Source organism: Streptomyces sp. NPDC004721 (genome assembly GCF_053601495.1).
This window is the reverse complement of sequence record NZ_JBSGBZ010000039.1, coordinates 1-25,897: the sequence shown is the minus strand read 5'-3', so window position 1 is coordinate 25,897 and position 25,897 is coordinate 1. Positions and strand designations below refer to the sequence as shown.

Below are 25,897 nucleotides of genomic sequence, written 5' to 3'. Positions count from 1 at the left end.
TGATGCGTTGCAGCGTCTTCCAGTATCGCCGACACCCATGGCAAGGGCGGCCCCGGAGGCTTCCGGAGCCGCCCTGCACGGCGTGCCGCCTACTTGCTGCTGTAGTTCGGCGCCTCGACCGTCATCTGGATGTCGTGCGGGTGGGACTCCTTCAGGCCGGCCGAGGTGATCCGGACGAAGCGGCCCTTGGACTCCATCTCCTCGATGGTGGCCGCGCCCACATAGCCCATGGTCTGCCGCAGACCGCCGACGAGCTGGTGCAGGACGTTGGCCAGCGGGCCGCGGTAGGGCACCTGGCCCTCGATGCCCTCGGGCACGAGCTTGTCGTCGGAGGCGACCTCTGCCTGGAAGTAGCGGTCCTTCGAGTACGACTTCGCCTGACCGCGGGACTGCATGGCGCCGAGCGAACCCATGCCCCGGTACGACTTGAACTGCTTGCCGTTGATGAAGAGCAGCTCGCCGGGCGACTCCTCGCAGCCCGCGAGCAGGCTGCCCAGCATGACCGTGTCGGCACCGGCGGCGAGCGCCTTGCCGATGTCGCCGGAGTACTGGAGGCCACCGTCACCGATCAGCGGGATGCCCGCCGGGCGGGCGGCGAGGGACGCCTCGTAGATGGCGGTGACCTGCGGGACGCCGATGCCGGCGACCACGCGCGTGGTGCAGATCGAGCCGGGGCCCACACCCACCTTGATGCCGTCGACACCGGCGTCGATCAGGGCCTGCGCGCCGTCGCGCGTGGCGACGTTGCCGCCGATCACGTCGACGGACACGCTCGACTTGATCTTCGACATCCAGCTCAGCGCGTTGCTGTTGTGGCCGTGCGAGGTGTCGACGACCAGGAAGTCCACGCCCGCCGCGGCGAGCGCCTGGGCACGCTCCAGGGCCTCGGGGCTGGCGCCCACCGCGGCACCGACGAGCAGCCTGCCCTCGGAGTCCTTGGCCGCGTTCGGGTACTGCTCCGCCTTGACGAAGTCCTTGACGGTGATCAGGCCCTTGAGGATGCCCGAGTCGTCGACCAGCGGCAGCTTCTCGATCTTGTGCTTGCGCAGCAGCTGCATGGCGTCGACGCCGGAGATGCCGACCTTGCCGGTGACCAGCGGCATCGGCGTCATGACATCGCGCACCTGGCGGCTGCGGTCGGTCTCGAAGGCCATGTCACGGTTGGTGACGATGCCCAGCAGCTTGCCGGCCGGGTCGGTGACGGGCACGCCGCTGATGCGGAACTTCGCGCACAGCGCGTCCGCCTCGGCGAGCGTCGCCTCCGGGTGCACGGTGATGGGGTCGGTGACCATGCCGGACTCGGACCGCTTGACCAGGTCGACCTGGTTGACCTGGTCCTCGACCGAGAGGTTGCGGTGCAGCACGCCGACGCCGCCCAGCCGGGCCATCGAGATCGCCATGCGGGACTCGGTCACCTTGTCCATCGCCGCCGAGAGCAGCGGGATGTTGACCCGAACGTTGCGGGAGATACGGGACGATGTGTCGACCGCGTTGGGGAGCACCTCGGATGCGCCCGGCAGGAGGAGCACGTCGTCGTAGGTCAGCCCGAGTGTCGCGAATTTCTCGGGCACTCCGTCGACGTTGGCAGTCATGACACCTTCCCCAAATGGCCTTGATCGGTGCGGATGTCCATGCTAACGGGAAGCGCGGCTCTCTCATTCCACGGTTCTGGGCGGCTCCGTTCTTCGTATGTTCATACGGAACCGCCTTGACGCGCGTTCATCCGGAGCCCCGCGTGCGGGGCGGGACCGCCGCCTACTGTTCGGCCAGGGCGCGCAGCCGGCTGAGCGCCCGGTGCTGGGCCACCCGGACCGCGCCTGGTGACATTCCCAACATCTGTCCCGTTTCCTCCGCGGTCAACCCCACCGCGATGCGCAGCAGCAGCAGCTCGCGCTGGTTCTCCGGGAGGCTGGCCAGCAGCTTCTTGGCCCACGCGGCGTCACTGCTGAGCAGGGCGCGCTCCTCGGGGCCGAGGGAGTCGTCCGGACGCTCGGGCATCTCGTCCGAGGGCACGGCCGTCGAGCCCGGGTGCCGCATGGCGGCGCGCTGCAGGTCGGCGACCTTGTGGGCGGCGATGGCGAAGACGAACGCCTCGAAGGGGCGCCCGGTGTCCTTGTAGCGCGGCAGGGCCAGCAGGACCGCGACGCAGACCTCCTGGGCGAGGTCCTCCACGAAGTGCCGGGCATCGCCCGGGAGCCGCGACAGCCGGGTGCGGCAGTAGCGCAGCGCCAGCGGATGCACACGGGCGAGCAGATCGTGCGTGGCCTGCTCGTCGCCGTCGACGGCGCGGTGGACGAGCGCACCGATCGCCCCTTGGGCAAGTGCCGCCTGGTCGTCGCGCATCGGTCCATGGTGCCTTGACGTCGTCTGTTCCGTGGCACCGCCTTCGTGGTTGTGCACCGAAGCGTTATGAGCAGGTGCGCCGAAGCTCATCCCCTGCGCCCTCCCCTTCCGCTCGACCAACTCGTCCGCGAGGAACTCCACACCCTCAAGGATGCGTCATCCGCGGCGAAACGAGCAGCAGGCGCCCGGCGGGGCGCTTTGCCACCGGCGTCCGCGATGAGGTATGGCACGTCAACCGCGGTCCGGGCCCACGTCCTCACCGGGCCGCGACGGCTGCCGGCCGCCTCCCGACCGCCCGGGACCGGGAAGTCCGGGGAGCGGAGCCCGTGCGGAGGCGTACGAGCGGCACGGCCGCACGACCGGCAGACCGGACGCCCCCCACGCTCGTTGCCGTGCGTGGGGATGACGTCGCGTGCCGGTACGCCGGACCGGAGCGATCCGTCCAGGATCCGCACGGGTCCTAGCGGACCAGGCCCCAGCGGAAACCGAGGGCCACCGCGTGCGCGCGGTCCGAGGCGCCGAGCTTCTTGAACAGCCGACGGGCGTGGGTCTTGACCGTGTCCTCGGAGAGGAACAGCTCGCGGCCGATCTCCGCGTTGGAGCGGCCGTGGCTCATGCCCTCCAGGACCTGGATCTCCCGCGCGGTGAGCGTGGGCGCGGCGCCCATCTCGGCCGAGCGCAGCCGTCGCGGCGCGAGCCGCCAGGTGGGGTCGGCGAGGGCCTGCGTCACCGTGGCCCGCAGCTCCGCACGGGAGGCGTCCTTGTGCAGGTACCCGCGTGCCCCGGCGGCCACGGCGAGCGCCACACCGTCGAGGTCCTCGGCGACGGTGAGCATGATGATGCGCGCGCCGGGATCCGCGGACAGCAGGCGCCGGACGGTCTCGACGCCGCCCAGTCCGGGCATGCGCACGTCCATGAGAATGAGGTCGGAGCGGTCGGCGCCCCAGCGGCGGAGGACTTCCTCGCCGTTGGCCGCCGTCGTCACGCGCTCGACGCCGGGCACGGTCGCGACCGCGCGGCGCAGCGCCTCTCGGGCAAGCGGGGAGTCGTCGCAGACGAGGACGGATGTCATGGCCGTCCTCCGCAGCTGATGCGCGTCACCTTGAGCCTCCAGGCTGGTACGGAATCGTCACCTGTGCGGTCGACCGTCTCGGACGCCCGCCCGAGCGCTTGTGTTCTCAACCGCCTCCGCACTCTCAACGACGGTCACTCGAAAGAGTTACGGGGCTGTACGCCGTCTTCGGCACTCTACGTGAGGGAACGGACACAGAGCAGACATGAACGTCAGACCCTCAACTTTTCATCACAAGCTATGCCCCATTTAGCCCCTTTTGTTCCCGTTTCTAGGTGTCTGGAGCTAGATTCGCAATGAGTCATATTTTCATCTCCTTAGATCGGAGATGTACGGTCGTTGGCACCGTATCCGCCACGAACGGCTACAAGGGGTCACGTAATGGCAGATTTCTCCCGCCTTCCCGGACCGAACGCGGACCTGTGGGACTGGCAGTTGCTGGCTGCCTGCCGCGGGGTCGACAGCTCGCTCTTCTTCCATCCCGAGGGCGAGCGCGGGGCGGCTCGGAGTGCTCGAGAGAACTCGGCCAAGGAGGTCTGCATGAGGTGCCCGGTCCGTGCGGAGTGCGCGGCACACGCCCTGGCGGTGCGCGAGCCGTACGGAGTGTGGGGAGGCCTGACCGAGGACGAGCGCGAAGAGCTCATGGGGCGGGCACGGAACCGGCTGGTGACGGCGTCGTCGACCAGCGGGGACACCGCCTCGGACAACTGAAGGAACGTTTCTTCTTATCCGGTCGCATTGAGCCGCAGCAGGGCACGCGCCACGCGTGCCCTCGCGATACCCGATCCCCTTGTGTCAGCTTGTGTCAGCGGGCCCCGGCCCGCACCAGCTCCTCCAGCGTCGCCGCCACCGCCGGTACCTGTGCCAGGTCGGGCAGGGTGAGGGCGACGATCTCCCGCCGCACCGCCGGTTCCAGCTCCACGGTGCGCGCGCCCCTGGGCCGTACCGACTCGACCGCGAGCTGGGGCAGGACTGCGACCCCCAGTCCCGCGCCCACCAGGCCGACCACCGCCGGGTAGTCGTCCGTCGCGAAGTCGATACGGGGCGTGAAGCCGGCGCCCTCGCACACCTGGACCAGCTGGCCGCGGCAGCGCGGGCAGCCCGCGATCCACGGTTCGCCCGCGAGTTCGCCGATGGCGACGGATCCCGCGCGGGCCAGCCGGTGCCGCTCGGGCACCAGCCCCACGAGCCGGTCGGTCAGCAGCGGCCGTACGACCAGGTCCTCCCACTCCCCGGCGCCCTCCCCCGCGCCCGCGGCCCCCTCGTAGCGGAAGGCGAGCGCCACGTCGCAGTCGCCCTGGCGCAGCAGTTCGACGGACCTGGGCGGCTCGGCCTCCTCCAGGGACACGCGGGTGCCGGGGTGCGCGGCGCGCAGCGCGGCGAGCGCGGTGGGCACGAGCGTGGAACTCCCGCTGGGGAAGGAGACGAGCCGTACCCGCCCGGCCCGCAGACCGGCGATGGCGGCGATCTCCTCCTCGGCGGCGGTGAGCCCGGCGAGGATGCCGGTGGCATGCCGGACGAGCGCCTCGCCGGCCTGGGTCAGACGCATCTCGCGGCCGGCCCGGACCAGCAGCGGGGTGCCGACGGCCGCCTCGAGGGCCTTCATCTGCTGGCTGACGGCGGGCTGGGTGCAGCCCAGTTCACGCCCTGCCGCGGAAAAGGAGCCGGTGGTGGCTACGGCACGCAGCACACGGAGATGACGAGCCTCGATCACACCACCGAGCATAAGTGAAACTTGGGCGAGCGGCGGATTATCGCGTCGACACTTTGACCACCGCTCGCCTACCGTGCCGGCATGAAGCTTCTGTCAGTGAACCTGGGCCGCCCGGAGGCCGTGCCGTACACCGACCAGCCGGAGGGCGTGACCGGCATCGGCAAGCGGCCGGTGGACGGGCCGGTCGAAGTGGCGGCGCCCGGGCCCAAGGGGGTCGGCGCGAGCGGGCTGGCCGGGGACGCGGTGTGCGACACGCGGCACCACGGCGGCGACGACCAGGCGGTGTACGCGGTGGCGCGCGAGGACCTCGACGCATGGGAGCGCGAGCTGGGCCGGACGCTGGCCAACGGCGCCTTCGGCGAGAACCTCACCACGCTCGGCCTGGACATCACCGGCGCGCGGATCGGCGAGCGCTGGCGCATCGGCTCGCCGCTCGGTCCTTCGGTGCTCCTGGAGGTCACCAGCGGACGGATTCCCTGCCGGACCTTCCAGGGCCATCTGGGTGAGAAGGGGTGGGTGAAGCGGTTCACGCGCAGGGCGGCGCCGGGCGCGTATCTGCGGGTGCTCGAAGCCGGTGAGATCCGGGCGGGCGACACCGTCGAGATCGTGCACCGCCCGGACCACGACGTGACCGTGGGCCTGCAGTTCCGGGCCATGACGACCGAGCGCCCGCTGCTGCTCCGGTTGCTCGCGGCGGGTGCGGCGCTGCACCCGGAGACGCTGGCGGCGGCCCGGAAGTACGCGCGCGAATACGCGGGCTGACCGGCCGTCATCGCCCTGCCGGCACGTGGACGGACAGGGGGACGAACACGTGGACACCATCGATCGGGAGGGCCTGTGCAGAGATCGGGACAACGCGCCGGGGACCACTAATCTTTCGGCATGACAACGGCTCTGATTACGGGATCGACCGCGGGCATCGGCGCCGCCTTCGCGCGGCGGCTGGCGGCCGACGGGCACAACCTGGTGCTGGTGGCTCGCGACACCGCGCGCCTGACGGAGCAGGCCACCGAGCTGCACGACCGGCACGGCATCGAGGCCGAGGTGCTGACGGCCGACCTGGCGACGGACGCGGGCATCGAGGCGGTCGCCGCCCGGCTGGGCGACCGCAAGGACCCCGTGGACCTGCTGGTCAACAACGCGGGCTTCGGCAACAAGGGCCGTTTCCTGGACGTGTCGATGCCCGACGAGCTCAGGATGATCAAGGTGCACGTCGAGGCGGTGCTGCGGCTGACGTCGGCGGCGACCGCGGCGATGCGCGAGCGCGGCCGGGGCGGGGTCGTGAACGTGGCTTCGGTGGCCGCCTTCGTGCCGCGCGGCACCTATGGTGCGTCGAAGGCGTGGGTCGTGCAGTTCACCCAGGGCGCGGCGCGCGACCTGGCCGGCAGCGGCGTACGGCTGATGGCGCTGTGCCCCGGCTTCGTGCGCACCGAGTTCCACCAGCGGGCCGGCATGGGCACGGACAACATCCCGAACTGGATGTGGCTGGACGCGGACAAGCTGGTCGCGGCGGCCCTGACGGATCTGGCCCACGGCAAGACCCTGTCCATCCCGGACCCTCGGTACAAGGCGCTGATGGGCCTGGTGAAGGTGACACCGCGTGGCCTGCTGGGCGGGATCACCTCGAAGACGGGCCGCAAGTACGGCCCGCAGTGACGTCGCGGAGGTGACGTACGGAGGTGACGACGGCGCTCCGGTGGGAAAATGGGCTGTTCGGACATCCTTCCTTCCCGGACCTCCTTGGCGGAGAGCCGGACCAGGCCGGGGGACCGGAGGCGCGTCATGACCTTCGTACAGCTCATCGACTGCAGGACGAGCCGGTTCGAGGAGATGAACCGGCTGCTGGACAGCTGGGTCGAGAAGACCGGGGGCAGGCGGACCGCGACGCACGCGGTCGTCGGCAAGGACCGGTCGGACGGAGCCCACGTCGTCGAGCTGGTGGAGTTCCCGTCGTACGAGGAGGCGATGCGGAGCTCGAACCTGCCGGAGACCGACGAGATCTTCCGGGGCCTGGTCGCCCTCTGCGACGAGACGCCCACCTTCACGGACCTGGACGTCGTCCGGGACGAGCAGCTCTGCGAGATCGCCGTGCGCCGTTTCTACGGCACCCTCACGACCGCCGGTGAGCTGCCGCCGCTCAACGACCTGCTCGACGAGGACTGCCACAGCCACGATCCCGTCAATCCCCAGGTCACCATCGGCCTGGACGCCATCCACCGCGACTTCCGCATGTGGCGCGACGCCTTCGACGCCTCCTTCACGGTCGAGGACCTGATGGCGCAGGGCGACCGGGTCTGCGCCCGCTGGAGCTGGACCGCCACACACAAGGGCGAGTTCCTCGGTATCGCGCCCACCGGCAGGCGGGTCACCATGACCGGCATGACCGTCTTCCGCTTCGGCGGCAACGGCAGGATCGCCGAGCTGTGGTGGCAGCACGACCAGTTGGGACTGCTACAGCAGTTGGGGGCGCTGGACGAGTTGGAGCAGTAGCGATACTCACCTGGTGGCGCGGAAGCGGATGGCGGCGCCCGGCGGTATCTGTCCGGCCAGGGGCAGGTCCGCGGCGTCGACGACCGCGATGACCGGGTAGCCGCCGGTGACGGGGTGGTCGGTGAGGAACAGCACCGGCCTGCCGTTCGGCGGGACCTGGAGGGCGCCAGGCACCATGCCCTCGGCCGGTAGCTCCCCGTCACGAACACGCGTCAGGGCCGGCCCGTCGAGCCGGATGCCGATCCGGTTGCTGCGGCTGGTCGCCTCCCAGCGGGCGCCGAGCAGCGCCGCGTACGAGGCGTCGTCGAACCAGTCGTCGCGCGGCCCGCGCACCACGCGCAGCGTGAACTCGCGTGGCGGTGCCGTGCGCGGCGCCAGGTCCACGCCCGGGAAGGGGAGCACGGGGCGGCCGACCGGCAGCCGGTCGCCGGTGCGCAGGGGCCGCAGGCCGATGCCGGAGAGCAGGTCGGTGGAGCGGGAGCCAAGGAGCAGCGGCGTGTCGAGCCCGCCGCGCACGGCGAGGTACGTACGCAGCCCCGTGCCGGGCACGCCCAGGTGCAGCGTCTGTCCGTCGTGCAGCGGGAACGGCGCGTCGACCGGGACGGACCGGCCGTCCACGGTGGCCGGGCACGGCGCCCCCGTCAGGGCCGCGTACAGCACCGACGGCGCCCCGGACGGCGTACGGCAGTGCACGCGCACCCGCAGGCCGCCGAAGGTGGTCTCGATTCCGGCCGCGTCCTGGGGATTGCCCACGAGCCGGTTGGCGAGGGCCAGCGAGTCCCGGTCGGCGGCACCAGAACCCGGCACCCCGAGGTGGGCCCAGCCGGGCCGGCCCAGGTCCTGGACCGTGGCGAGTGGACCGGGCGCCAGGATCTCCAGGCAGGAACCGGTCGCCGGCGCGGTTGTGCCCGGGTCGGGCGTGGCCGAAGCGCTCGCCGCCAGGGCGGTCGCGGCCGGGGCGCTCGACGCCGGAACGGTCGTGGCCACAGCGGTCGTGGCCGGAGCGGTCGTCGCCGGAACACTCGCCGCCAGAGCGCTCGCCATCGGGTCGGTCGCCGCTTGGTCAGCCGTGGCCGGGTCAGCCGTGGCCGGGTCAGCCGTGGCCGGGTCGGTCGTAGTCGGGTCGGTCGTAGTCGGACCACTCGCCGCCAGAGCGCTCGTGGCCGGGTCGGTCGCGACCGGAACACTCACCACCGGGTCGGTCGCGACCGGGGCGCTCGCCACCGGGTCGGTCGTGGCCGGTGCGCTCGCCGTCGGGGCGCTCGTGGCCGGGACGTCGGTCGTCGTCTTCGCTGCGGGCGTCGTCACCGTGGCTCCTCGGGGACGAAGCGGACGTGGCTGCCGGGGACCAGCAGTGCCGGTTGGTCGCGCCGCTCGTCCCACAGCGTGGCGTCGGTGGTGCCGAGTAGTTGCCAGCCGCCGGGCGAGGAGCGCGGGTAGACCCCCGTGAAACCGCCGGCGACGGCGACCGAGCCCGCCGGCACCGCGGTGCGCGGCTCGGACCGGCGCGGCAGGCACAGCAGCGGATCGGTGCCCGTGAGGTAGCCGAAGCCCGGGGCGAAGCCCGCGAAGGCGACCGTGTAGAGGGGTGCGGTGTGCCGGGTGATCACCTCACCCACGCCCAGGCCCGTCGACTCGGCCACGTGGGACAGGTCCTCGCCGTCGTAGCGGACGGCGAGGGTGACGATCCGCTCACCGGCCGGCTCGGCGGACTCGGCTGGTGCCGAAGGGGTGCCGGGGGCGGACTGCCCGGCCGGGCCAAGGGCCGCCGCGTGCTCCGTCACGGCCGCGGCCACGGCCGGGTGGGCGGTGACCGCGGGGTCGTAGGTGACGAGCAGCGTGCGGGCGGCCGCGACCAGTTCCCGGACGCCGCACGGGCGGTCCGCCTCCAGCGCGCCGCGCAGTGCCAGCACCTGCTCCAGGCCGTCGGCCTCGACCAGCAGGGCGTGGCTGCCGACCCGGCGGATCCCGACGCTCACGCCGGCACCGTCAGCGACTTCGGCACGGCGAACGACGTCGGGGCGAGACCGGCCCGCTCCAGCTCCTCACGCAGCCGGCGCGCGATCGCGACCGCGTCGGCCGTGTCGCCGTGCACGCACAATGACCGCACGGAGACCGGCACGTCGCTGCCGTCCACGGCCTCCACCACGCCCTCGGTCACCATGCGCAGACAGCGCCGCACGATCACCTCCGAGTCGTGCAGCACCGCGCCCGGTTCGCGGCGCGGGACCAGGGTGCCCGCGGGGGTGTAGGCCCGGTCCGCGAAGGCCTCGTGGACCGGGGTGAGCCCGGCCGCGCCGGCGGTGCGCAGCCAGACACTGCCCGGCAGGCCAAGCACCGGAAGCTCCGGGTCGTAGCGGCGCACGGCCTCCGCGACGGCGGCGGCCTGCGCCTCGTGGTGGACGATCGTGTTGTAGAGGGCGCCGTGCGGCTTCACGTACGCGACGCGGGTGCCGGCGAGCCGGGCGAAGCCGTCGAGCGCGGCGATCTGGTAGACGACGTCGTTGACCAGCTCGGCGGGGTCGACGTCGATGAAGCGGCGCCCGAAGCCCGCCAGGTCCCGGTAGCCCACCTGGGCGCCGATGGCGACGCCGCGCTCGGCGGCCCGCTCGCACGTCCGGCGCATCACGGTGGGGTCGCCGGCGTGAAAGCCGCAGGCCACATTGGCGCTGGTGACGAGGGACAGCAGCGCGTCGTCGTCACCGAGCCGCCACTGCCCGAAGCCCTCGCCGAGGTCACTGTTGAGATCGATCATGAACGCTCCGCAGCTCGGTTCTGCCACTCGGGACGGATCATGCGCCGTGCAGGTCGCGGTACTCGGCGACGGCGTCCCTTTTCGCACCCGGCCGTCGCACCCCCGCATCATGCCGCAGGCCACCGTCAATGGGGCCGACGACGACGGTGCCCGGCACCCCCGTAGGGGTGCCGGGCACCGGTGGTTCGGTTCAGCTCAGCGGAGTGCTCAGTGGGCGTGGCCGTGGCCGTGGCCCGCGGCGGCCGGCTCTTCCTCTTCCTTCTTCTCGACGACCAGGGTCTCGGTCGTGAGCAGGAGGGAGGCGATGGAGGCGGCGTTCTCCAGGGCGGAGCGGGTGACCTTGACCGGGTCGATGACGCCGGCCTTGATCAGGTCACCGTACTCGCCGGTGGCGGCGTTGTAGCCGCTGCCCTTCTCCAGCTCCGCCACCTTGGAGACGATGACGTAGCCCTCGAGACCGGCGTTCTCGGCGATCCAGCGCAGCGGCTCGACGGCGGCGCGGCGGACGACCGCGACACCCGTGGCCTCGTCGCCGGTCTTGTCGAGGTTGCCCTCCAGGACCTTCACGGCGTGGACGAGCGCGGAGCCACCACCGGAGACGATGCCCTCCTCGACCGCGGCGCGGGTCGCGGAGATGGCGTCCTCCAGACGGTGCTTCTTCTCCTTCAGCTCCACCTCGGTGGCGGCGCCGACCTTGATCACGCACACGCCGCCGGCCAGCTTCGCGAGGCGCTCCTGGAGCTTCTCGCGGTCCCAGTCGGAGTCGGTGTTCTCGATCTCGGCCTTGATCTGGGAGATGCGGCCCTCCACGTCGCCCTTCTTGCCGGCGCCGTCGACGATCGTGGTGTCGTCCTTGGTGACGGTGACGCGGCGGGCGGAGCCGAGGACGTCCAGACCGGCCTGGTCGAGCTTGAGGCCGACCTCCTCGGAGATGACCGTGGCGCCGGTGAGGACCGCCATGTCCTGGAGCATCGCCTTGCGGCGGTCGCCGAAGCCGGGGGCCTTGACGGCCACGGCGTTGAACGTGCCACGGATCTTGTTGACGACCAGGGTCGACAGGGCCTCGCCGTCGACGTCCTCGGCGATGATCAGCAGCGGCTTCGAGGCGTTGCCCTGGATGATCTTCTCGAGGAGCGGGAGCAGGTCCGCGATGGCGGAGATCTTGCCCTGGTGGATCAGGATGTACGGGTCGTCGAGGACGGCCTCCATACGCTCCTGGTCCGTGACGAAGTACGGGGACAGGTAGCCCTTGTCGAAGGCCATGCCCTCGGTGAAGTCCAGCTCCAGACCGAAGGTGTTGGACTCCTCGACGGTGATGACGCCGTCCTTGCCGACCTTGTCCATCGCCTCGGCGATGAGCTCGCCGACCTGCTGGTCCTGGGCGGACAGCGCGGCGACGGCGGCGATGTCGGACTTCTCGTCGATCGGGCGGGCCGAGGCGTGCAGGTCGTCGGAGACGGCCTTGACCGCGGCGTCGATGCCCTTCTTGAGCGCGGCCGGGGAGGCGCCCGCGGCGACGTTCTTCAGGCCCTCGCGCACGAGCGCCTGGGCCAGCACGGTGGCGGTGGTGGTGCCGTCACCCGCGATGTCGTTGGTCTTGGTCGCCACCTCCTTCACCAGCTGGGCGCCGAGGTTCTCGTACGGGTCCTCGATCTCGACCTCACGGGCGATGGTGACGCCGTCGTTGGTGATGGTGGGCGCGCCGAACTTCTTGTCGATGACGACGTTGCGGCCCTTGGGGCCGATCGTCACCTTGACCGTGTCGGCAAGCTTGTTGACGCCGCGCTCGAGGGCGCGACGGGCGTCCTCGTCGAACTTCAGGATCTTCGCCATGGCAGCGGGAGCCCTCTCGAAATCTGATGGAAAGACACTGCGCCCCGGGCGCCCGGCTTCTTATCGGTCGCGGGGGGCCAGGGGCGCAGCTCAAGCAGAATTGCTTCGTCTTGGTGAAGAAGCGGGTGAACTACTTCTCGATGATCGCGAGGACGTCGCGAGCCGAGAGGACGAGGTACTCCTCGTTGTTGTACTTCACCTCGGTGCCGCCGTACTTGCTGTAGAGCACGACGTCGCCGACCTTCACGTCAAGCGGAAGACGGTTGCCGTCCTCGAAGCGGCCCGGGCCCACGGCCAGGACGACGCCCTCCTGGGGCTTCTCCTTCGCGGTGTCCGGGATGACCAGGCCAGAGGCCGTGGTCTGCTCGGCGTCCAGCGGCTGGACCACAATGCGGTCCTCGAGCGGCTTGATGGCAACCTTGGTGCTGGCGGTCGTCACGATCCGACCTCCCCCTTCGGAGATCTCACGGGGTTAACTGTCTGAGGTGGCGACCAGGTGGATCCGTCGTCGCGGGTGCCGGACCTGCCCGTCGCTTTGTTGGCACTCTCCAGGGGGGAGTGCCAGACCTGAGACTATGACCGTCGTTAGCACTCGGTCAAGCGGAGTGCCAATTGCCTCGTGGCGCGTCGGGGGTGGGGTGCGTTTGGGGGAACGTCTGTTCAAGGTGCTGTGGGTCTGTGCGGACGGCCCTGGGGGCTTCGCCCCGGACCCCCGTCTTCGGCCTGGACGGCCTCGTCCTCAAGCGCCGGACGGGCTGCTTGATGCCGGACTCGGCTGAGAACCCCTGCTCAGAGATAGTCCTGCAGCCGGCCCACCGTCAGGCCCTTCTTCTGGATTCTGCGGAGCAGGCGGGTCGTGCGGTCGCGTAGGGGTGGGCCGTCGAGGTCGTCGTCGTCCGAGGCGACGAGGAGGATGTCACCGGGGCGCAGTTCGTGGGGGCCGTGCCTGAAGCGCAGGCCGGTGTCGGTCGTGACGCCGCGCCACAGGGCGACCGCCGAGACCCCGCAGTCGGCGGCGGCGCGCAGGGTCGTCGTGTCGTATCTGCCGTAGGGCGGGCGGAAGAGGCGGGGACTGACGCCGAAGCGGGAGCGGATCTTGTCCCGCTGGCCGCAGATCTCGGCGCGCTGGCCCGCGTAGGACAGGCCGCGCAGCGAGGGGTGGTCCAGGGTGTGGTTCTGGAGGTCCGCGCCGACCGACATCAGGTGCGCGAAGTGCCCGTACCCCGGTCCGACGACACTGTCCGTGAGGAACATGCTGACCGGCAGCCGCAGTTCACGGACCATGTCGACGAACCGCGGATCCTTTTCCGCGCCGTCGTCGTAAGTGAGGAAGACCACCGGGTCGGAGGTCGCGACGCGGTCCACGACCTCGGGCAGGCCGCCGGACGGGGTGGCGCCGGCGAGCCGCGGCGGACGGTCCGGCGGCTTCGGCGGCGCGGCGAGCGGCGCCCTGAGCCCCCAGCGCCGGTAGGCCTGGTCGGCCTGGTCGGCCGTCGGGCTCTGCGACCGTACGCCCTGCGCCGCCTTGCGGCCGAGCCGCTCGAGGGGGTCGACGGACGTGGCACAGCCGGTCAGCAGCGAGGCGGCGAGCAGAGCCGCGGCCAGGCGCCGCGGCCGGACGGGCCGCGGTTTCACAGGTAGTCCTCCAGCCGGGCCACCGCGTACCCGTCGGCCGTGACCTTGTTCAGGAACCGGCGCATGTCGTCGGCCATCGTGCCGTTCCACTCGCCGCGGCCCCGGAAGTGGGTGAGCACGATGTCGCCGGGCCGCAGTCGCTGGTCGTCCTCGCGGAACTCCCAGTGGTCGACGTAGACCTCCTCGTTCCAGATGGGCGCGTACTCGATGCCGCAGGACCTGGCGGCGCGCAGGGTGTCCTGGTTGTAGTTGCCGTACGGCGGGCGGAACATCTTCGGGCGCTTGCCGAACCGCTCCTCCATGATGTCCTGCATGCCGCAGATCTCGCGCTTCTGCTCTTCGTAGGAGAGGGCCGGCAGGTAGCGGTGGTGCAGGGTGTGGTTGTTGAGGGTGACCCCGGAGCCCTGCATCTTCCAGAAGTAGCCGTAGTCGCCCTTGATGAGGTCGTCGGTGAGGAACGCCGTGTACGGGATCTTCAGGTCCCGCATCATCCGCAGGAACTCCGGGTCCTTCTCCGCTCCGTCGTCGATGGTGAGGAAGACGACCTTGTCCTTGGTGGGGACCGTGGTGAAGACCGGGGGCAGGTTCCAGTCCTTCTGGTGTTTCACCTCGAAACCGGCGCGGGCGGTGGCCCTCGGCTTCGCCGTGGGCGGCTGCGGGGGGATCAGCGGGACCCGCTCCAGACTCCAGCGCTTGGCGGTGGCCGCCCGCTGCGCGTAGGAGGTGTGCAGGCGATCGGCGAAGGAGCCGGGGGCGGCAGCGGGGGCGGGGGGCGCCTGGGGGTGCTGCTGGCCGGGGGCCGGGCGCACCTGCGCCTCCGGCTGTGCGCAGCCGGAGGCGAGGGCGGCGACAGCGAGCACCGCGAGCCCACCGCGGATCCGGGTCCTGTGACTCGGGGCCCTTTCGGGGCCCTTTTTGTCATTTTGTACTACTTGCCTCATGGCGCCGGATCCTCGCAGGCCACCGCCCGGAACCCGGGGCGACACCGCGGCCGCAGGCACACCGTCCACCGACTGGCCCACAATGACCCGGTGAACGACCACCTCCACGCCTTCGCCTCGCTGCTCACCCCCGAGGGCCGCGCCCTCCTCGACGAGGTGCGCGGCACCGAACCCGCCGACGAACTCGCGGTCGCCACCCGGCTGCGCCGTGAGCACCCCGCCGAACTGGTGTCGGCGGCACTCGGCCAGGCCCGGTTGCGGCAGCGGGCGGCCGCGAAGTTCGGGGCCGAGGACGCGGGGCGGATGTTCTTCACGCCGAACGGGGTGGAGCAGTCGACGCGGGCGAGCGTGGCGGCGTACCGGGCGGGCCGGCTGCGGGAGTCGGGGGTGTCCTCGGTCGCGGACCTGTGCTGCGGGATCGGCGGCGACGCGATCGCCCTCGCCCGCGCCGGGATCCGGGTCCTCGCCGTGGACCGGGACCCGCTGACCGCCGCCGCGGCCCGCGCGAACGCCGAGGCGCTCGGGGTGGCGGACCTGATCGAGGTACGGGAGGCGGACGTCACGGAGGTCGACACGGCGTCGTACGACGCGGTGTTCGTGGACCCGGCCCGCAGAGCGGGCGGAGGAAGGGGCGGCGGCCGGGCCGCGGGCGGGCGCATCTTCGACCCCGAGGCGTACTCGCCGCCGCTGTCCTGGGCCGTCGGCGCCGCGCTCCGGGCGCCCCGCGCGGCCCTGAAGATCGCCCCCGGAATCCCGCACGAGCTGGTCCCGCCCCAGGCCGAGGCCGAGTGGATCTCCGACGGCGGGGACGTGAAGGAGGCGGTGCTGTGGTTCGGCACCGAGCCGGGCCTGGTCCGGGCCACCCTGCTGCCCGGCCCGCGCACCCTGCGTGGCCGCGGCCTGCCCGACCCTCCGGTCCGCACCCCGGGCCGCTACCTGTACGAGCCCGACGGCGCCGTGATCCGCGCCCACCTGGTCGCCGAGGCCGCCCGGGAACTCGACGGCGGCCTGATCGACGCGACCATCGCGTACGTGACCGCCGACGAACTCCGTCCCACCCCGTACGCCACCGCCTACGAGATCACCGACCGGCTCCCCTTCAACGTCAAGAAGCTGAAGGCCCTGCTGCGGGAGCGCGAGGTGGGCGCGCTGACCGTGAAGAAGCGGGGCTCTGCGGTCGAGCCGGAGGAACTGCGCAGGAAGGTCCTTCCGAAGCCGCACGGCAGGAACGCGGCGACGGTGTTCCTCACCCGGGTCGCCGGGGCCCCCACCATGCTGCTCGGCCACCGGGCGGGCTGACGCCCTCGGAACGCGACGAACACTCAGCCGGACTCCGCGGCCCGCCTCAGCAGCAGTTCCCGCTCCCGCTCGTTGCGGGCCAGGGCCGCCGCCCGTTCGAACTCGGCGCGCGCCTGCGCCGTACGTCCGAGGCGGGCCAGCAGGTCGGCGCGGACACTGGGCAGCAGGTGGTAGTCGCGCAGGGCGGGTTCGGCGGCGAGGGCGTCGACGATCCGCAGCGCCGGGGCCGGGCCCTCGGCCATCGACACGGCGACCGCGCGGTTCAACTCGACGACGGGCGACGGGGACCGGGCGGCCAGCAGACCGTAGAGGGCCGCGATCCTCGGCCAGTCGGTCTCCTCGTAGGTGTACGCGTGCGCGTGGCAGGCGGCGATGGCGGCCTGGAGGAGGTACGGGCCGGGGCCGCCGGCGGCAGAGGCCTCGGCCTGGGCCAGCGCGGTGACGCCGCGGGCGATGAGCATGCGGTTCCAGCGGCGGCGGTTCTGGTCCCTGAGCAGGACCGGTTCGCCGTGCGGGCCGGTGCGGGCGGCGGAGCGGGAGGCCTGGAACTCCAGGAGGGCCGCCAGCGCGTGCGCCTCCGCCTCCTTCGGCATCAGGCCCGCCAGCAGCCGGGCCAGGCGCAGCGCGTCCTCGCACAGCCCCGGGCGCAGCCAGTCGTCGCCGGCCGTCGCGGCGTACCCCTCGTTGAAGATCAGGTAGATGACGTCCAGGACCGAGCCGAGCCGGGCCTCGCGGTCGGGGCCGTACGGCACCTCGAAGGCGACGTTCCGCTTGGCCAGGGTGCGTTTGGCGCGCACGATCCGCTGGGCGATCGTCGGCTCGGGCGCGAGGAACGCGCGGGCGATCTCGGCCGTGGTCAGACCGCCGAGCAGCCGCAGGGTGAGCGCGGTGCGGGCGTCGGCGGACAGCACGGGGTGGCAGGTGGTGAAGACCAGGCGCAGCAGGTCGTCGTCGATGTCGTCCGGGGCGGAGGGCTCCTCGGGCGGTGCCACCGTCCCAAGGTCCCGGCCGATCTCCTGGAGCTTGCGGGCGTACCGCTCGCGGCGGCGCACCAGGTCGACGGCGCGGTGCCGGGCCGTGGTCATCAGCCAGGCGCCGGGGTTGTCCGGCACCCCGTCCCTGGGCCACTGCTCCAGCGCCGCGACCAGCGCGTCCTGCGTCAGCTCCTCGGCTATGCCGACGTCCCGCACGATCCGGGCGACGGCGGCGACGACACGCGGCGACTCGAGCCGGAAGACGGTCTCCAGGGCGCCGGAGGGTCCGCTGGGCTGCTGTTCCACAGTCCACCATCGAACACCCCCGGCGGCCCGGGGCCAAACCGCTCAGCCCTCGGCGATCTCGCGCACCTCACAGGTCACCGTCCAGAACTCCTCGTGGACCTTGAGGAACCGCTTGGACCACTCGATCGCCTCGGCCATGTCCTTGCACTGCATGATCGCGTAGCCGCCGATGACCTCCTTCGACTCCGTGAAGGGGCCGTCGGTGACGGAGATCCTCCCGCTCTCCCAGTGCACCCGGGTGCCCTGCGCGGACGGGGTCAGCCCGGCGGTGTCGAGCATCACGCCCGCCTTGGTGACCTCCTCGATCAGCTCACCCATGCGCCGCATCAGCTCGGGGCTGGGGCCCTCGGCGGGCATGGTGGTCTCGTCGATCTTCACGAGCGACAGGTAACGCGGCATCGGTGACTCCTCGGTTCGGGGCGGGGTCCTTTCCCCGCCTCTCACCCGTGCGTCGAACGGGACACCGCGGAATCGACACGCTCTCCGGAATTCCTCGAAGATTTTCCGCGGCGGGCGCTCACCGCAGCGACGTCCACAGGTCGCCCGCGTCCGGTTCCTGCGCCACCACCCGGTTGGGGTTCCACGGGGCCGCCACCACCGGCATGGTCACCGTCTTCACGTTCTGCGCCGACAGGCCCTTCAGGCTCTCGCCGAGGGTCGTCAGTTCGCCCAGCGAGTCGAGGCCGGTGTCGGTGGTCAGGCTGCCGGTCACCGCGTCGGCGACCCGGTAGAGCCCGGCGGGGTCGTCCAGCAGGCCGGAGTCGGAGATCTCCTCCAGCAGCGCCTTGACCAGGGTCTGCTGGAGGCCTATGCGGCCCAGGTCGCTGCCGTCGCCCACGCCGTACCGGGTGCGGGCCAGGGCCAGGGCCTCGGTGCCGTTCAGATGGTGGGTACCGGCCTTCAGGTGCAGATGGCTCTTGTCGTCGTCGATGTCCAGCTCGGTGGTGACGGTGACCCCGCCCATCGCGTCCACCAGCTTCGCGAAGCCGGAGAAGTCGATCTCGATGTAGTGGTCCATGCGGATGCCGGTGAGCGTCTCGACCGTCTTGACCGCGCACACCGGTCCGCCCACCGAGTACGCGCTGTTGAACATGGTGTAGTTCGCCACCGCCGTGGAGCCGCCGGACTCCAGCGGGCAGGGCGGGCGGGTCACCAGCGTGTCGCGCGGGATGCTCACCACGGTGGCCGAGGTCCGGCCGGCGTCGATGTGCACGATCATCGCGGTGTCGGAGCGGGCGCCCTCGCTGTCGCCGCCGCCGAGTTCCTCGTTCTGCTCGCCGCTGCGCGAGTCCGAGCCGAGGACCAGGATGTTGAGGGCCCCTCTGGGCAGGGCGGCCGTGTCGGCCGACGGTCCCGTGCGCGGCCCGGGCGGACGGTCGTCCCCGAGCGCGCTGTTGATGTCGACGCTCTTGATGTTCTGGTTCAGGTGCCAGTACGCGAAGCCCGCCGCCGCGGCGCCCAGCACCAGGACGCCCGACAGGCCGAGGCCCACGGCCTTCAGAGCCCGTGACCGCCGGCCGGACCCTCCGCCCGCCTCCTCGCTGTCGCTGTCGTCCTGTCCCCTGTCATGTCCCCTGTTGTGTCCCCTCACGGGGAGGAACATACGTCCGACTCACGAGGAGCCCGACAGAGCGAGGCGCCCACGACCGAATTCTTCGGAAAATCTCATCTTCCCCGAAACTTTCGGCACTTGAGCTTCACTTCGCGGGCGCCGCCGTACTGCTGCGCACCACCAGACTCGTGGCCAGTTCCACCCTCGTCGCCACCGGCGAGTCCTCCTCGCGCCCGAGGTCCAGCACCAGTTTCGCCGCCGCCTCGGCCATCTCCGTGAGCGGCTGGCGCACGGTCGTCAGCGGCGGTCCGACCCAGCGCGCCACCGGCAGGTCGTCGAAGCCGACCACGCTCAGGTCCTCCGGGACGCGCAGGCCCAGTTCGCGCGCCGCCTCGTACACGCCGAGCGCCTGGAGGTCGTTGCCCGCGAAGACGGCGGTCGGCCGGTCCTCGCGGCGCAGCAGCTTCAGCCCCAGCCGGTAGCCGGCCTCGTGGTGGAAGTCGCCGGTCATGATCAGCGACGGGTCCACCGGCAGCCCGGCCGTCTCCAGCGCGGCCCGGTAGCCGTCGACCCGGGCGCGGCTGCACATCATCCGGGACGGCCCGCTGATCGCGCCGATACGGGTGTGCCCGAGCTCCACCAGGTGCCGGGTGGCGGCCAGCCCGCCCTGCCAGTTGGTGGCGCCGATCGAAGGCACGTCGGCGCCCGGGTCGCCGGCCGGGTCCATCACCACGAACGGGATGGAACGGCTGGTCAGCAGCGCCCGCTGGGACTCGTCGAGCCCGGACAGCACCAGGACCACGCCGTGCGGCCGGCGGGCGGCGACCTGGTCGGCCCAGGTCCGCCCGGGGGTGAGCCGGCCCGCGCTCTCGGAGAGCACGACGCTCAGCCCCGCGTCCCGCGCCACGTTCTCCACGCCCCGGATGACCTCCATCGCCCAGGCGCTCTCCAGCTCGTGGAAGACCAGGTCGATCAGCGGCGAGCGGGTCGCCTCGGCCCGCCGGCGCCGGTAGCCGTGCGCCCGCAGCAGCTCCTCGACCCGGGAGCGGGTGGTCGGGGCGACGTCGGCACGACCGTTGAGAACCTTCGAAACAGTCGGAGCCGACACACCGGCCTCGCGGGCGATCTCGGCGAGCGTGGCGGTCTGCGTTCCTGCGGTCTTCGTCGGCTTCATAGCCGCGATCGTATCTCTGCGAGACCTCTTGACGAACCCCCTCGACCGCCTTAGGTTCCCGGAACATTCGAAGTGCCATACGAAACATTCGGCCACTCGAACAGTTCGGCCAGACGAACATTCGGAACACGACATTCGTGAGAGGTGCCGTCACATGGAGTCCTACAGCAGGCGCTGGTTTCTCGGCGCCGGCGCCACCACCCTCATCTCGGCCGCCGGACTTACCGCCTGCGGCTCCGGCAGCGGCTCCGGCGGCTCGGGCGGCACGATCACGGCGATGGTGTACGGCGACGACGCGGTGAAGGTGCAGACCGCGGCCGTCACCCGGTTCAACGCCTCCGCCGCGGCCAAGAAGGCGAAGGGCAGGATCAAGCTGGAGAAGGTGCCCGGCTCGGACTACCCGGCCAAGCTGCGCACCGCGATGGGCTCGCCCCACGCCCCGGACGTGTTCTTCAACTGGGGTGGCGGCTCCATCAAGGCGTACAAGGACGCGGGCCAGCTGATCGACCTGACCGACACCATCGAGTCCGACCCGGTCCTCAAGGACGGCTTCCTGCCCTCCGTACTCGCGGCCGGCGCCCTCAGCGGACGCAACTTCGGTATCCCGATGCGCGGCATGCAGCCGGTGATGCTCTTCTACAACAAGGCCATCTTCGCCGAGCACAAGCTCCAGCCGCCCACTACCTGGGACCAGCTGCTCGACATCAACGCCAAGCTGAAGAAGGCGAAGATCACCCCGTTCGCGCTCGGCGGCGCCGACATCTGGCCGGAACTGATGTGGCTGGAGTACCTGGTCGACCGCATCGGCGGCCCCGAGGTCTTCGACAAGATCAAGAACGGCGACTCCTCCGGCTGGGGCGACCCGGCCGTCCTCAAGGCCGCCGAGACGGTCAAGCAGCTCATCGACGACGGCGCCTTCGGCAAGGGCTTCAGCTCGGTGGCGTACACCAACAAGGGCGCGCCGGCGGTCTTCGCCAAGGGCAAGGCGGCCATGCACCTGATGGGCTCGTGGGAGTACTCCACGCAGCTCGGCGAGTTCCCGGACTTCGCCAAGAAGAGCCTGGGCTGGTGCGCGTTCCCGAAGTACGACGGCGGCGCCGGCGACATCCGCAACGTGGTCGGCAACCCGACCAACTACTGGTCGGTGAACGCCCGTACGTCCAACAAGGACGCGGCGATCGCCTTCCTGAAGGACTGCGCCTCCGAGCAGTACGCCAAGGACCTGATCGCCAACGGCGACATCCCGACCACGTCCAACGCGGCCAACCTGCTGGACGCCTCCCCCAACCCCGAGTTCGCCAAGTTCCAGTACCAGATGGTGCAGCAGGCCCCGGCGTTCACCCTGAGCTGGGACCAGGCGGTCGACCCGAACGTCTCCACGCCGATGCTCACCGAGATCAACAAGCTGTTCGTGGGCAAGTCGAGCCCGAGCCAGTTCGTCACCGCGCTCCAGGGGCTGAAGTGAGTTCGACGGTCTCCACCGGAACGAAGGGCAGGCCCGGGAAGGGCGTGCGGGCCGGTCGCCCGCACGCCGCCTGGGCCCTGCCCGGCGTTCTGTTCTTCGCCTTCTTCGCCATCGCCCCGATGGTCCTGGCCTTCTACCTGTCCTTCACCAAGTGGAACGGCCTGGGCGACCCCGAACCGGCGGGCCTGGCCAACTGGCAGAAACTGTTCAACGATCCGCGCCTGACCCAGTCCATCACGGTGACCGTGCTGCTCACCGTGGTCAGCTGGACCTTCCAGACGGTGATCTCGCTGCTGCTGGGCGTCTGGGCGGCGGGCCGCCAGCGCAACCGGGCGGTGCTGTCCGCGATCTTCTTCACGCCGTTCCTGCTGTCCTCGACGGCGATCGCGCTGCTCTTCTACTCCCTGCTCGACCCGAACTTCGGCATCATCCGCGGGGACACGTTCGGCTCGACGTCCGGCGCCTTCCTGGCGATCGTCTTCGTCGGCGGCTGGCAGTTCATCCCCTTCCACACCCTGATCTACCAGGGCGGGGCGCGGCAGATCCCCGAGGTCCTCTACCAGGCCGCGGCCATCGACGGCGCCGGCCGCTACCGCCAGTTCTTCTCGATCACCCTGCCCCAGTTGCGCAACACGGCGACCACGTCCAGCGTGCTGATGATCGTCGGCTCGCTCACGTACTTCGAGACCGTCCTGATCCTGACCCAGGGCGGCCCCGGCACGGACACCGCGATCCTGCCGTACCTGATGTACGAGGCGGGCTTCAAGAGCTACGACTTCGGCTACGCGAGCGCCATCGCGTCCTTCCTCGTCGTGGCCGCCACCGCGCTGTCGCTGCTGCTGGTCCGGCTGACCGGCTTCGGCGCCATGCGCAGCACCAGGGAAGGAATGTGACGAGGTGTCACACGATACGCTGCCACGCCGTCCGCTGCGCACCCCCGGGACGCCGGTGACCGCGGCCCCCACGCACCGCCGCCACCACTGGACCAGGCGCCCGAACCCGCTGGCCGGCCTCGGCTCGGTCGCCTGGCTGATCGTCGTGATCATCCCGATCTACGCGATGATCTCGACCTCGCTGACCCGGCAGGACGAGGCGCTGGGCAACGCCCTCGACCCGCCCGGGCACCCGACCCTGGAGAACTACAACACCGTCCTGCACAGCGGCTTCGGCCACCTCCTCGCCAACACGATGACCGTCGCGGCGGCGGTGGTGGCCATCGTCCTCGTCCTGTGCGTCCCGCTCGCCTACGTCGCCGTCCGCACCCGCAGCTTCTGGTCGGGCGCGGCCTTCCGCATGTTCCTGCTCGGGGTCGCGATCCCGGCCCAGGCGGTCGTCGTCCCGCTCTACCTGATGATCGCCAAGCTGAACCTCTACGACAGCCTGCTCGCGGTCATCCTGCCGACGGCGGCGTTCGCGATGCCGGTCTCGACGCTCATCCTCACCGGCACCCTGCGGGACATCTCCGAGGAGCTGTACGAGGCGATGGCGCTGGACGGCGCCTCCCCCACGCGGATGCTGTTCCAGCTGGTCATCCCGATGGCCAAGGGCGGCATCAGCACGGTCGTCGTCTACTCCGCCCTCCAGGCCTGGAACGGCTTCCTCTTCCCGCTGATCTTCACCCAGTCCGACGGCCCGCGCGTGCTGACCCTCGGCCTGTTCAACTACGTCAGCGAGTTCGGCGTGAACATCCCCGCGCTGCTCGCCTCCGTCGTCCTCTCCGGCATCCCGATCTTCGCCGTCTACCTGGTGGCCCGGCGCGCCCTCGTGGGCGGCCTGATGGGCGTGGGCGGCAAGTGACCGAGTGACCGGGGCCGACCCGCGGCAGCCGAATCCCCCCTCATTGACACACCCGCCAGACCCGCCAGACCCGACAGGAGTTTCATGACCACCGCCCCCTGGCGCGACCCCGCCCTGCCCGCCGCCGCCCGCGTCGACGACCTGCTCTCCCGGATGACCCTTGAGGAGAAGGTCGCCCAGCTGTACGGCGTGTGGGTGGGTGCCGCGACGGACGGCGACGGCGTCGCTCCGCACCAGCAGCAGATGAACACGGACTACGACTGGGACGAGCTGATCACCCTCGGACTCGGTCAGCTCACCCGCTCCTTCGGCACCGCCCCCGTGGACCCCGCGCTGGGCGCGCAGGCACTGGCCCGCGCCCAGCGCCGGATCGCCGAGGCCGGCCGCTTCGGCATCCCCGCGGTCGCGCACGAGGAGTGCCTGGCGGGCTTCACCGCCTGGGGCGCGACCGCCTATCCGGTCCCGCTGGCGTGGGGTGCCACGTTCGACCTGGCGCTGGTGGAGGAGATGGCCGGCCGCATCGGGCGGGACATGCGCGCGGTGGGCGTGCACCAGGGGCTCGCGCCCGTCCTGGACGTGGTCCGCGATCCCCGCTGGGGCCGGGTCGAGGAGACCGCCGGCGAGGACCCGTACCTGGTCGGCACGATCGGCAGCGCGTACGTGCGGGGCCTGGAGTCGGCGGGGATCGTGTCCACGCTGAAGCACTTCGCCGGGTACGCCTCCTCGGCGGGCGCCCGCAACCTTGCCCCGGTGCGGGCCGGTACCCGGGAGTTCGCCGACGTCACGCTCCCGCCCTTCGAGATGGCGCTGCGCGAGGGCGGCGCGCGCTCGGTGATGGCCGCGTACACGGAGACGGACGGCGTCCCGGCCTCCGCGGACCCGCGGCTGCTCACCGAACTCCTGCGTGAGCAGTGGGGTTTCACCGGGACGGTGGTCGCCGACTACTTCGCGATCGACTTCCTGCGGACCCTGCACCGGGTCGCCGGCACCCCCGCCGAGTCGGCGCACCTGGCCCTGGCCGCCGGCATCGACGTCGAGCTGCCGACGCTGAAGTGCTACGGCAAGGAACTGGTGGCGGCGGTCCAGGACGGCACGGTTCCGGAGTCGCTGGTGGACCGCGCGGCCCGTCGCGTCCTGCTCCAGAAGTGCGAACTGGGCCTGCTGGACGAGGACTGGGCCGCGGACGCCCCGGCCGAGTCCATCGACCTGGACTCGGCGGAGAACCGGGCCGTGGCCCGCCGGGTGGCCGAGGAGTCGGTGGTGCTGCTGGCCAACCCGGACGGGGTGCTGCCCCTCTCCCCCGACACCCGGATCGCGGTCGTCGGCCCCCGGGCCGCGGACGCCCTGGCGATGCTGGGCTGCTACTCCTTCCCCTCCCATGTGGGCACCCAGCACCCCGAGGTGCCCATGGGCATCGAGATCCCCACCCTGCTGGACGCCCTGCGCGGCGAACTGCCGGACGCGAAGGTGACGTTCACGGAGGGCTGCGGCGTCTCCGAGCCGGACGCCTCCGGCTTCGAGGAGGCGGTCGCCCGGGCTCGGGAGGCGGACGTGTGCGTGGCGGTCCTCGGTGACCGCTCGGGCCTGTTCGGCCGGGGCACGTCGGGCGAGGGCTGCGACGTGGCGGACCTCGCGCTGCCCGGCGTGCAGGGCGCGCTGCTGGACGCGCTGGTGGAGACGGGCGTCCCCGTCGTCCTCGTCCTGCTCACCGGCCGCCCCTACGCGCTCGGCCGCTGGGACGGCCGGCTGGGCGCGGCCGTGCAGGCGTTCTTCCCGGGCGAGGAGGGCGGCCCTGCGGTCGCGGGCGTCCTGTCGGGCCGCGTGAACCCCTCGGGCCGGCTGCCGGTGAGCGTGCCGCGCGGGCCCGGCGGCCAGCCGTGGACGTACCTCCAGCCGCCGCTGGGCCTGGCGGGCGAGGTGAGCAGCCTGGACCCGACGCCGCTGTACCCGTTCGGGCACGGGGTGTCCTACACGACGTTCGAGTGGTCGGACTTCCAGGGCGCCGAAGGCGCGGAGACCGGCGCGGCGACCGGCACGGAGATCGGCACGGACGGCTCGTACGACGTCTCGCTGACCGTGCGCAACACCGGTGACCGGGCCGGCGCGGAGGTCGTGCAGCTGTACCTGCACGACCCGGTGGCGTCGGTGACCCGCCCGGACGTCCGCCTGATCGGCTACCGGCGGCTGGAGCTGGACCCCGGCGAGTCCCGCCGGGTGACCTTCCGCTTCCACGCGGACCTGTCGGCGTTCACCGACCGCACGGGCCGGCGGGTGGTGGAGCCGGGCGCCCTGGAACTGCGGCTGGCCACGTCGGCGTCGGACGTCCGCCACACGGCGCACCTGACCCTGACGGGTCCGGTGCGGGAGGTTGGCGCGGAGCGCCGCCTGCACTGCGAAACGGAAACCGCACCGACGGCTTGACCCCCGCCCGGACCCCCGCTTCAAAACCTCTCAACTCACCGAGACGGGTGGGAGGGTGGGAAAGCGGGGCTGCGGTTTCCGTTTCGCAGTGCAGGCGGCGCTCCGCGCCAACCTCCCGCACCGGAC

24 protein-coding genes are annotated in these 25,897 nt (G+C 71.5%); 9 read left to right on the top strand and 15 right to left on the bottom strand.

Features of this window, described 5'->3' with window-relative positions; translation table 11 throughout:
* Nucleotides 1-89: 89 nt before the first annotated feature.
* The 3 genes from guaB to ACWEK3_RS29275 form a co-directional block, all read right to left on the bottom strand.
* The gene (gene guaB / locus ACWEK3_RS29285) at nt 90-1,592 is read right to left on the bottom strand and encodes an IMP dehydrogenase (RefSeq protein ID WP_361418683.1); all 1,503 of its coding nucleotides are present in this window, start codon (nt 1,590-1,592) and stop codon (nt 90-92) included.
* A 163-nt stretch (nt 1,593-1,755) separates the two neighbouring features.
* Complete coding sequence (locus ACWEK3_RS29280) at nt 1,756-2,343, bottom strand: sigma-70 family RNA polymerase sigma factor (protein ID WP_390727214.1); 588 nt, start codon at nt 2,341-2,343, stop codon at nt 1,756-1,758.
* Between the two features lie 460 nt (nt 2,344-2,803).
* The gene (locus tag ACWEK3_RS29275) at nt 2,804-3,415 is read right to left on the bottom strand and encodes a response regulator transcription factor (RefSeq protein ID WP_003948568.1); all 612 of its coding nucleotides are present in this window, start codon (nt 3,413-3,415) and stop codon (nt 2,804-2,806) included.
* A gap of 381 nt (nt 3,416-3,796) precedes the next feature.
* Between ACWEK3_RS29275 and ACWEK3_RS29270 the strand changes: the two genes are divergently transcribed.
* Nucleotides 3,797-4,126 (top strand): WhiB family transcriptional regulator, encoded by a 330-nt coding sequence (locus ACWEK3_RS29270; protein WP_402690267.1) that lies wholly within the window; start codon nt 3,797-3,799, stop codon nt 4,124-4,126.
* Nucleotides 4,127-4,220: 94 nt separating this feature from the next.
* Here the strand turns inward: ACWEK3_RS29270 and ACWEK3_RS29265 are convergent, their stop codons facing one another.
* Complete coding sequence (locus tag ACWEK3_RS29265) at nt 4,221-5,129, bottom strand: LysR family transcriptional regulator (protein ID WP_361418679.1); 909 nt, start codon at nt 5,127-5,129, stop codon at nt 4,221-4,223.
* A gap of 81 nt (nt 5,130-5,210) precedes the next feature.
* Between ACWEK3_RS29265 and ACWEK3_RS29260 the strand changes: the two genes are divergently transcribed.
* From ACWEK3_RS29260 to ACWEK3_RS29250, 3 genes are all read left to right on the top strand, one after another.
* Nucleotides 5,211-5,891 (top strand): MOSC domain-containing protein, encoded by a 681-nt coding sequence (locus ACWEK3_RS29260; protein WP_450540880.1) that lies wholly within the window; start codon nt 5,211-5,213, stop codon nt 5,889-5,891.
* 120 nt (nt 5,892-6,011) lie between these two features.
* Entirely contained in the window at nt 6,012-6,785 is a 774-nt protein-coding gene (locus tag ACWEK3_RS29255) for an SDR family NAD(P)-dependent oxidoreductase (RefSeq protein ID WP_361418672.1), read from the top strand.
* A 126-nt stretch (nt 6,786-6,911) separates the two neighbouring features.
* Nucleotides 6,912-7,619: an ester cyclase gene (locus tag ACWEK3_RS29250; RefSeq protein ID WP_390727217.1), complete on the top strand. Its 708-nt coding sequence runs from the start codon at nt 6,912-6,914 to the stop codon at nt 7,617-7,619.
* A 6-nt stretch (nt 7,620-7,625) separates the two neighbouring features.
* Here the strand turns inward: ACWEK3_RS29250 and ACWEK3_RS29245 are convergent, their stop codons facing one another.
* From ACWEK3_RS29245 to ACWEK3_RS29215, 7 genes are all read right to left on the bottom strand, one after another.
* Nucleotides 7,626-8,492 carry a 5-oxoprolinase subunit C family protein gene (locus ACWEK3_RS29245; RefSeq protein WP_450540933.1) on the bottom strand — a complete coding sequence of 289 codons (867 nt, stop codon included), beginning with the start codon at nt 8,490-8,492 and terminating at the stop codon, nt 7,626-7,628.
* Between the two features lie 431 nt (nt 8,493-8,923).
* Nucleotides 8,924-9,598 carry a 5-oxoprolinase subunit B family protein gene (locus ACWEK3_RS29240; RefSeq protein WP_450540878.1) on the bottom strand — a complete coding sequence of 225 codons (675 nt, stop codon included), beginning with the start codon at nt 9,596-9,598 and terminating at the stop codon, nt 8,924-8,926.
* Nucleotides 9,595-10,374 carry a LamB/YcsF family protein gene (locus tag ACWEK3_RS29235; RefSeq protein ID WP_450540876.1) on the bottom strand — a complete coding sequence of 260 codons (780 nt, stop codon included), beginning with the start codon at nt 10,372-10,374 and terminating at the stop codon, nt 9,595-9,597. Before ACWEK3_RS29235 ends, ACWEK3_RS29240 begins: the two co-directional genes overlap by 4 nt.
* A 207-nt stretch (nt 10,375-10,581) precedes the next feature.
* Nucleotides 10,582-12,207, bottom strand: a complete 1,626-nt coding sequence (groL, locus tag ACWEK3_RS29230; protein WP_361418660.1) for a chaperonin GroEL — start codon at nt 12,205-12,207, stop codon at nt 10,582-10,584.
* A 130-nt stretch (nt 12,208-12,337) separates the two neighbouring features.
* Complete coding sequence (gene groES, locus ACWEK3_RS29225) at nt 12,338-12,646, bottom strand: co-chaperone GroES (protein WP_100569792.1); 309 nt, start codon at nt 12,644-12,646, stop codon at nt 12,338-12,340.
* 350 nt (nt 12,647-12,996) lie between these two features.
* The gene (locus tag ACWEK3_RS29220) at nt 12,997-13,842 is read right to left on the bottom strand and encodes a polysaccharide deacetylase family protein (protein ID WP_450540874.1); all 846 of its coding nucleotides are present in this window, start codon (nt 13,840-13,842) and stop codon (nt 12,997-12,999) included.
* Entirely contained in the window at nt 13,839-14,783 is a 945-nt protein-coding gene (locus ACWEK3_RS29215) for a polysaccharide deacetylase family protein (protein ID WP_450540872.1), read from the bottom strand. Before ACWEK3_RS29215 ends, ACWEK3_RS29220 begins: the two co-directional genes overlap by 4 nt.
* Nucleotides 14,784-14,873: 90 nt before the next feature.
* On the opposite strand from ACWEK3_RS29215, the gene ACWEK3_RS29210 reads away from it, so the two are divergent.
* Nucleotides 14,874-16,082 carry a class I SAM-dependent methyltransferase gene (locus ACWEK3_RS29210; RefSeq protein WP_453250972.1) on the top strand — a complete coding sequence of 403 codons (1,209 nt, stop codon included), beginning with the start codon at nt 14,874-14,876 and terminating at the stop codon, nt 16,080-16,082.
* Nucleotides 16,083-16,105: 23 nt separating this feature from the next.
* Here ACWEK3_RS29210 and ACWEK3_RS29205 read toward each other — a convergent pair whose 3' ends face one another.
* The 4 genes from ACWEK3_RS29205 to ACWEK3_RS29190 form a co-directional block, all read right to left on the bottom strand.
* Nucleotides 16,106-17,362: an RNA polymerase sigma factor gene (locus ACWEK3_RS29205; protein ID WP_450540868.1), complete on the bottom strand. Its 1,257-nt coding sequence runs from the start codon at nt 17,360-17,362 to the stop codon at nt 16,106-16,108.
* 42 nt (nt 17,363-17,404) lie between these two features.
* The gene (locus ACWEK3_RS29200; RefSeq protein WP_376405469.1) at nt 17,405-17,761 is read right to left on the bottom strand and encodes a YciI family protein; all 357 of its coding nucleotides are present in this window, start codon (nt 17,759-17,761) and stop codon (nt 17,405-17,407) included.
* A 118-nt stretch (nt 17,762-17,879) separates the two neighbouring features.
* Nucleotides 17,880-18,965 carry an LCP family protein gene (locus ACWEK3_RS29195; RefSeq protein WP_453250971.1) on the bottom strand — a complete coding sequence of 362 codons (1,086 nt, stop codon included), beginning with the start codon at nt 18,963-18,965 and terminating at the stop codon, nt 17,880-17,882.
* A gap of 94 nt (nt 18,966-19,059) precedes the next feature.
* Nucleotides 19,060-20,088 carry a LacI family DNA-binding transcriptional regulator gene (locus ACWEK3_RS29190; protein WP_376405472.1) on the bottom strand — a complete coding sequence of 343 codons (1,029 nt, stop codon included), beginning with the start codon at nt 20,086-20,088 and terminating at the stop codon, nt 19,060-19,062.
* Nucleotides 20,089-20,242: 154 nt separating this feature from the next.
* On the opposite strand from ACWEK3_RS29190, the gene ACWEK3_RS29185 reads away from it, so the two are divergent.
* The 4 genes from ACWEK3_RS29185 (at nt 20,243) to ACWEK3_RS29170 (ending at nt 25,771) form a co-directional block, all read left to right on the top strand.
* Complete coding sequence (locus ACWEK3_RS29185; RefSeq protein ID WP_450540864.1) at nt 20,243-21,553, top strand: ABC transporter substrate-binding protein; 1,311 nt, start codon at nt 20,243-20,245, stop codon at nt 21,551-21,553.
* Nucleotides 21,550-22,446: a carbohydrate ABC transporter permease gene (locus tag ACWEK3_RS29180; protein WP_450540862.1), complete on the top strand. Its 897-nt coding sequence runs from the start codon at nt 21,550-21,552 to the stop codon at nt 22,444-22,446. The genes ACWEK3_RS29185 and ACWEK3_RS29180 overlap by 4 nt, the downstream gene beginning before the upstream one ends.
* A gap of 4 nt (nt 22,447-22,450) precedes the next feature.
* Nucleotides 22,451-23,350, top strand: coding sequence for a carbohydrate ABC transporter permease (locus ACWEK3_RS29175; RefSeq protein WP_453250970.1), 900 nt, complete (start codon nt 22,451-22,453; stop codon nt 23,348-23,350).
* Between the two features lie 84 nt (nt 23,351-23,434).
* Complete coding sequence (locus ACWEK3_RS29170; protein ID WP_453250969.1) at nt 23,435-25,771, top strand: beta-xylosidase/alpha-l-arabinosidase; 2,337 nt, start codon at nt 23,435-23,437, stop codon at nt 25,769-25,771.
* The last annotated feature ends 126 nt before the right edge of the window (nt 25,772-25,897 follow it).

Excerpts from the sequence above, each read along its gene's own strand:
- ACWEK3_RS29280 (WP_390727214.1), bottom strand. The coding sequence starts at position 2,343 with ATGCGCGACGACCAGGCGGCACTTGCCCAAGGGGCGATCGGTGCGCTC.
- ACWEK3_RS29215 (WP_450540872.1), bottom strand. The coding sequence starts at position 14,783 with ATGAGGCAAGTAGTACAAAATGACAAAAAGGGCCCCGAAAGGGCCCCG.
- ACWEK3_RS29190 (WP_376405472.1), bottom strand. The coding sequence starts at position 20,088 with ATGAAGCCGACGAAGACCGCAGGAACGCAGACCGCCACGCTCGCCGAG.
- ACWEK3_RS29270 (WP_402690267.1), top strand. The coding sequence starts at position 3,797 with ATGGCAGATTTCTCCCGCCTTCCCGGACCGAACGCGGACCTGTGGGAC.
- ACWEK3_RS29250 (WP_390727217.1), top strand. The coding sequence starts at position 6,912 with ATGACCTTCGTACAGCTCATCGACTGCAGGACGAGCCGGTTCGAGGAG.
- ACWEK3_RS29195 (WP_453250971.1), bottom strand. The coding sequence starts at position 18,965 with ATGTTCCTCCCCGTGAGGGGACACAACAGGGGACATGACAGGGGACAG.
- ACWEK3_RS29200 (WP_376405469.1), bottom strand. The coding sequence starts at position 17,761 with ATGCCGCGTTACCTGTCGCTCGTGAAGATCGACGAGACCACCATGCCC.
- ACWEK3_RS29170 (WP_453250969.1), top strand. The coding sequence starts at position 23,435 with ATGACCACCGCCCCCTGGCGCGACCCCGCCCTGCCCGCCGCCGCCCGC.
- ACWEK3_RS29275 (WP_003948568.1), bottom strand. The coding sequence starts at position 3,415 with ATGACATCCGTCCTCGTCTGCGACGACTCCCCGCTTGCCCGAGAGGCG.
- ACWEK3_RS29255 (WP_361418672.1), top strand. The coding sequence starts at position 6,012 with ATGACAACGGCTCTGATTACGGGATCGACCGCGGGCATCGGCGCCGCC.
- ACWEK3_RS29260 (WP_450540880.1), top strand. The coding sequence starts at position 5,211 with ATGAAGCTTCTGTCAGTGAACCTGGGCCGCCCGGAGGCCGTGCCGTAC.
- guaB (WP_361418683.1), bottom strand. The coding sequence starts at position 1,592 with ATGACTGCCAACGTCGACGGAGTGCCCGAGAAATTCGCGACACTCGGG.
- groL (WP_361418660.1), bottom strand. The coding sequence starts at position 12,207 with ATGGCGAAGATCCTGAAGTTCGACGAGGACGCCCGTCGCGCCCTCGAG.
- ACWEK3_RS29235 (WP_450540876.1), bottom strand. The coding sequence starts at position 10,374 with ATGATCGATCTCAACAGTGACCTCGGCGAGGGCTTCGGGCAGTGGCGG.
- ACWEK3_RS29185 (WP_450540864.1), top strand. The coding sequence starts at position 20,243 with ATGGAGTCCTACAGCAGGCGCTGGTTTCTCGGCGCCGGCGCCACCACC.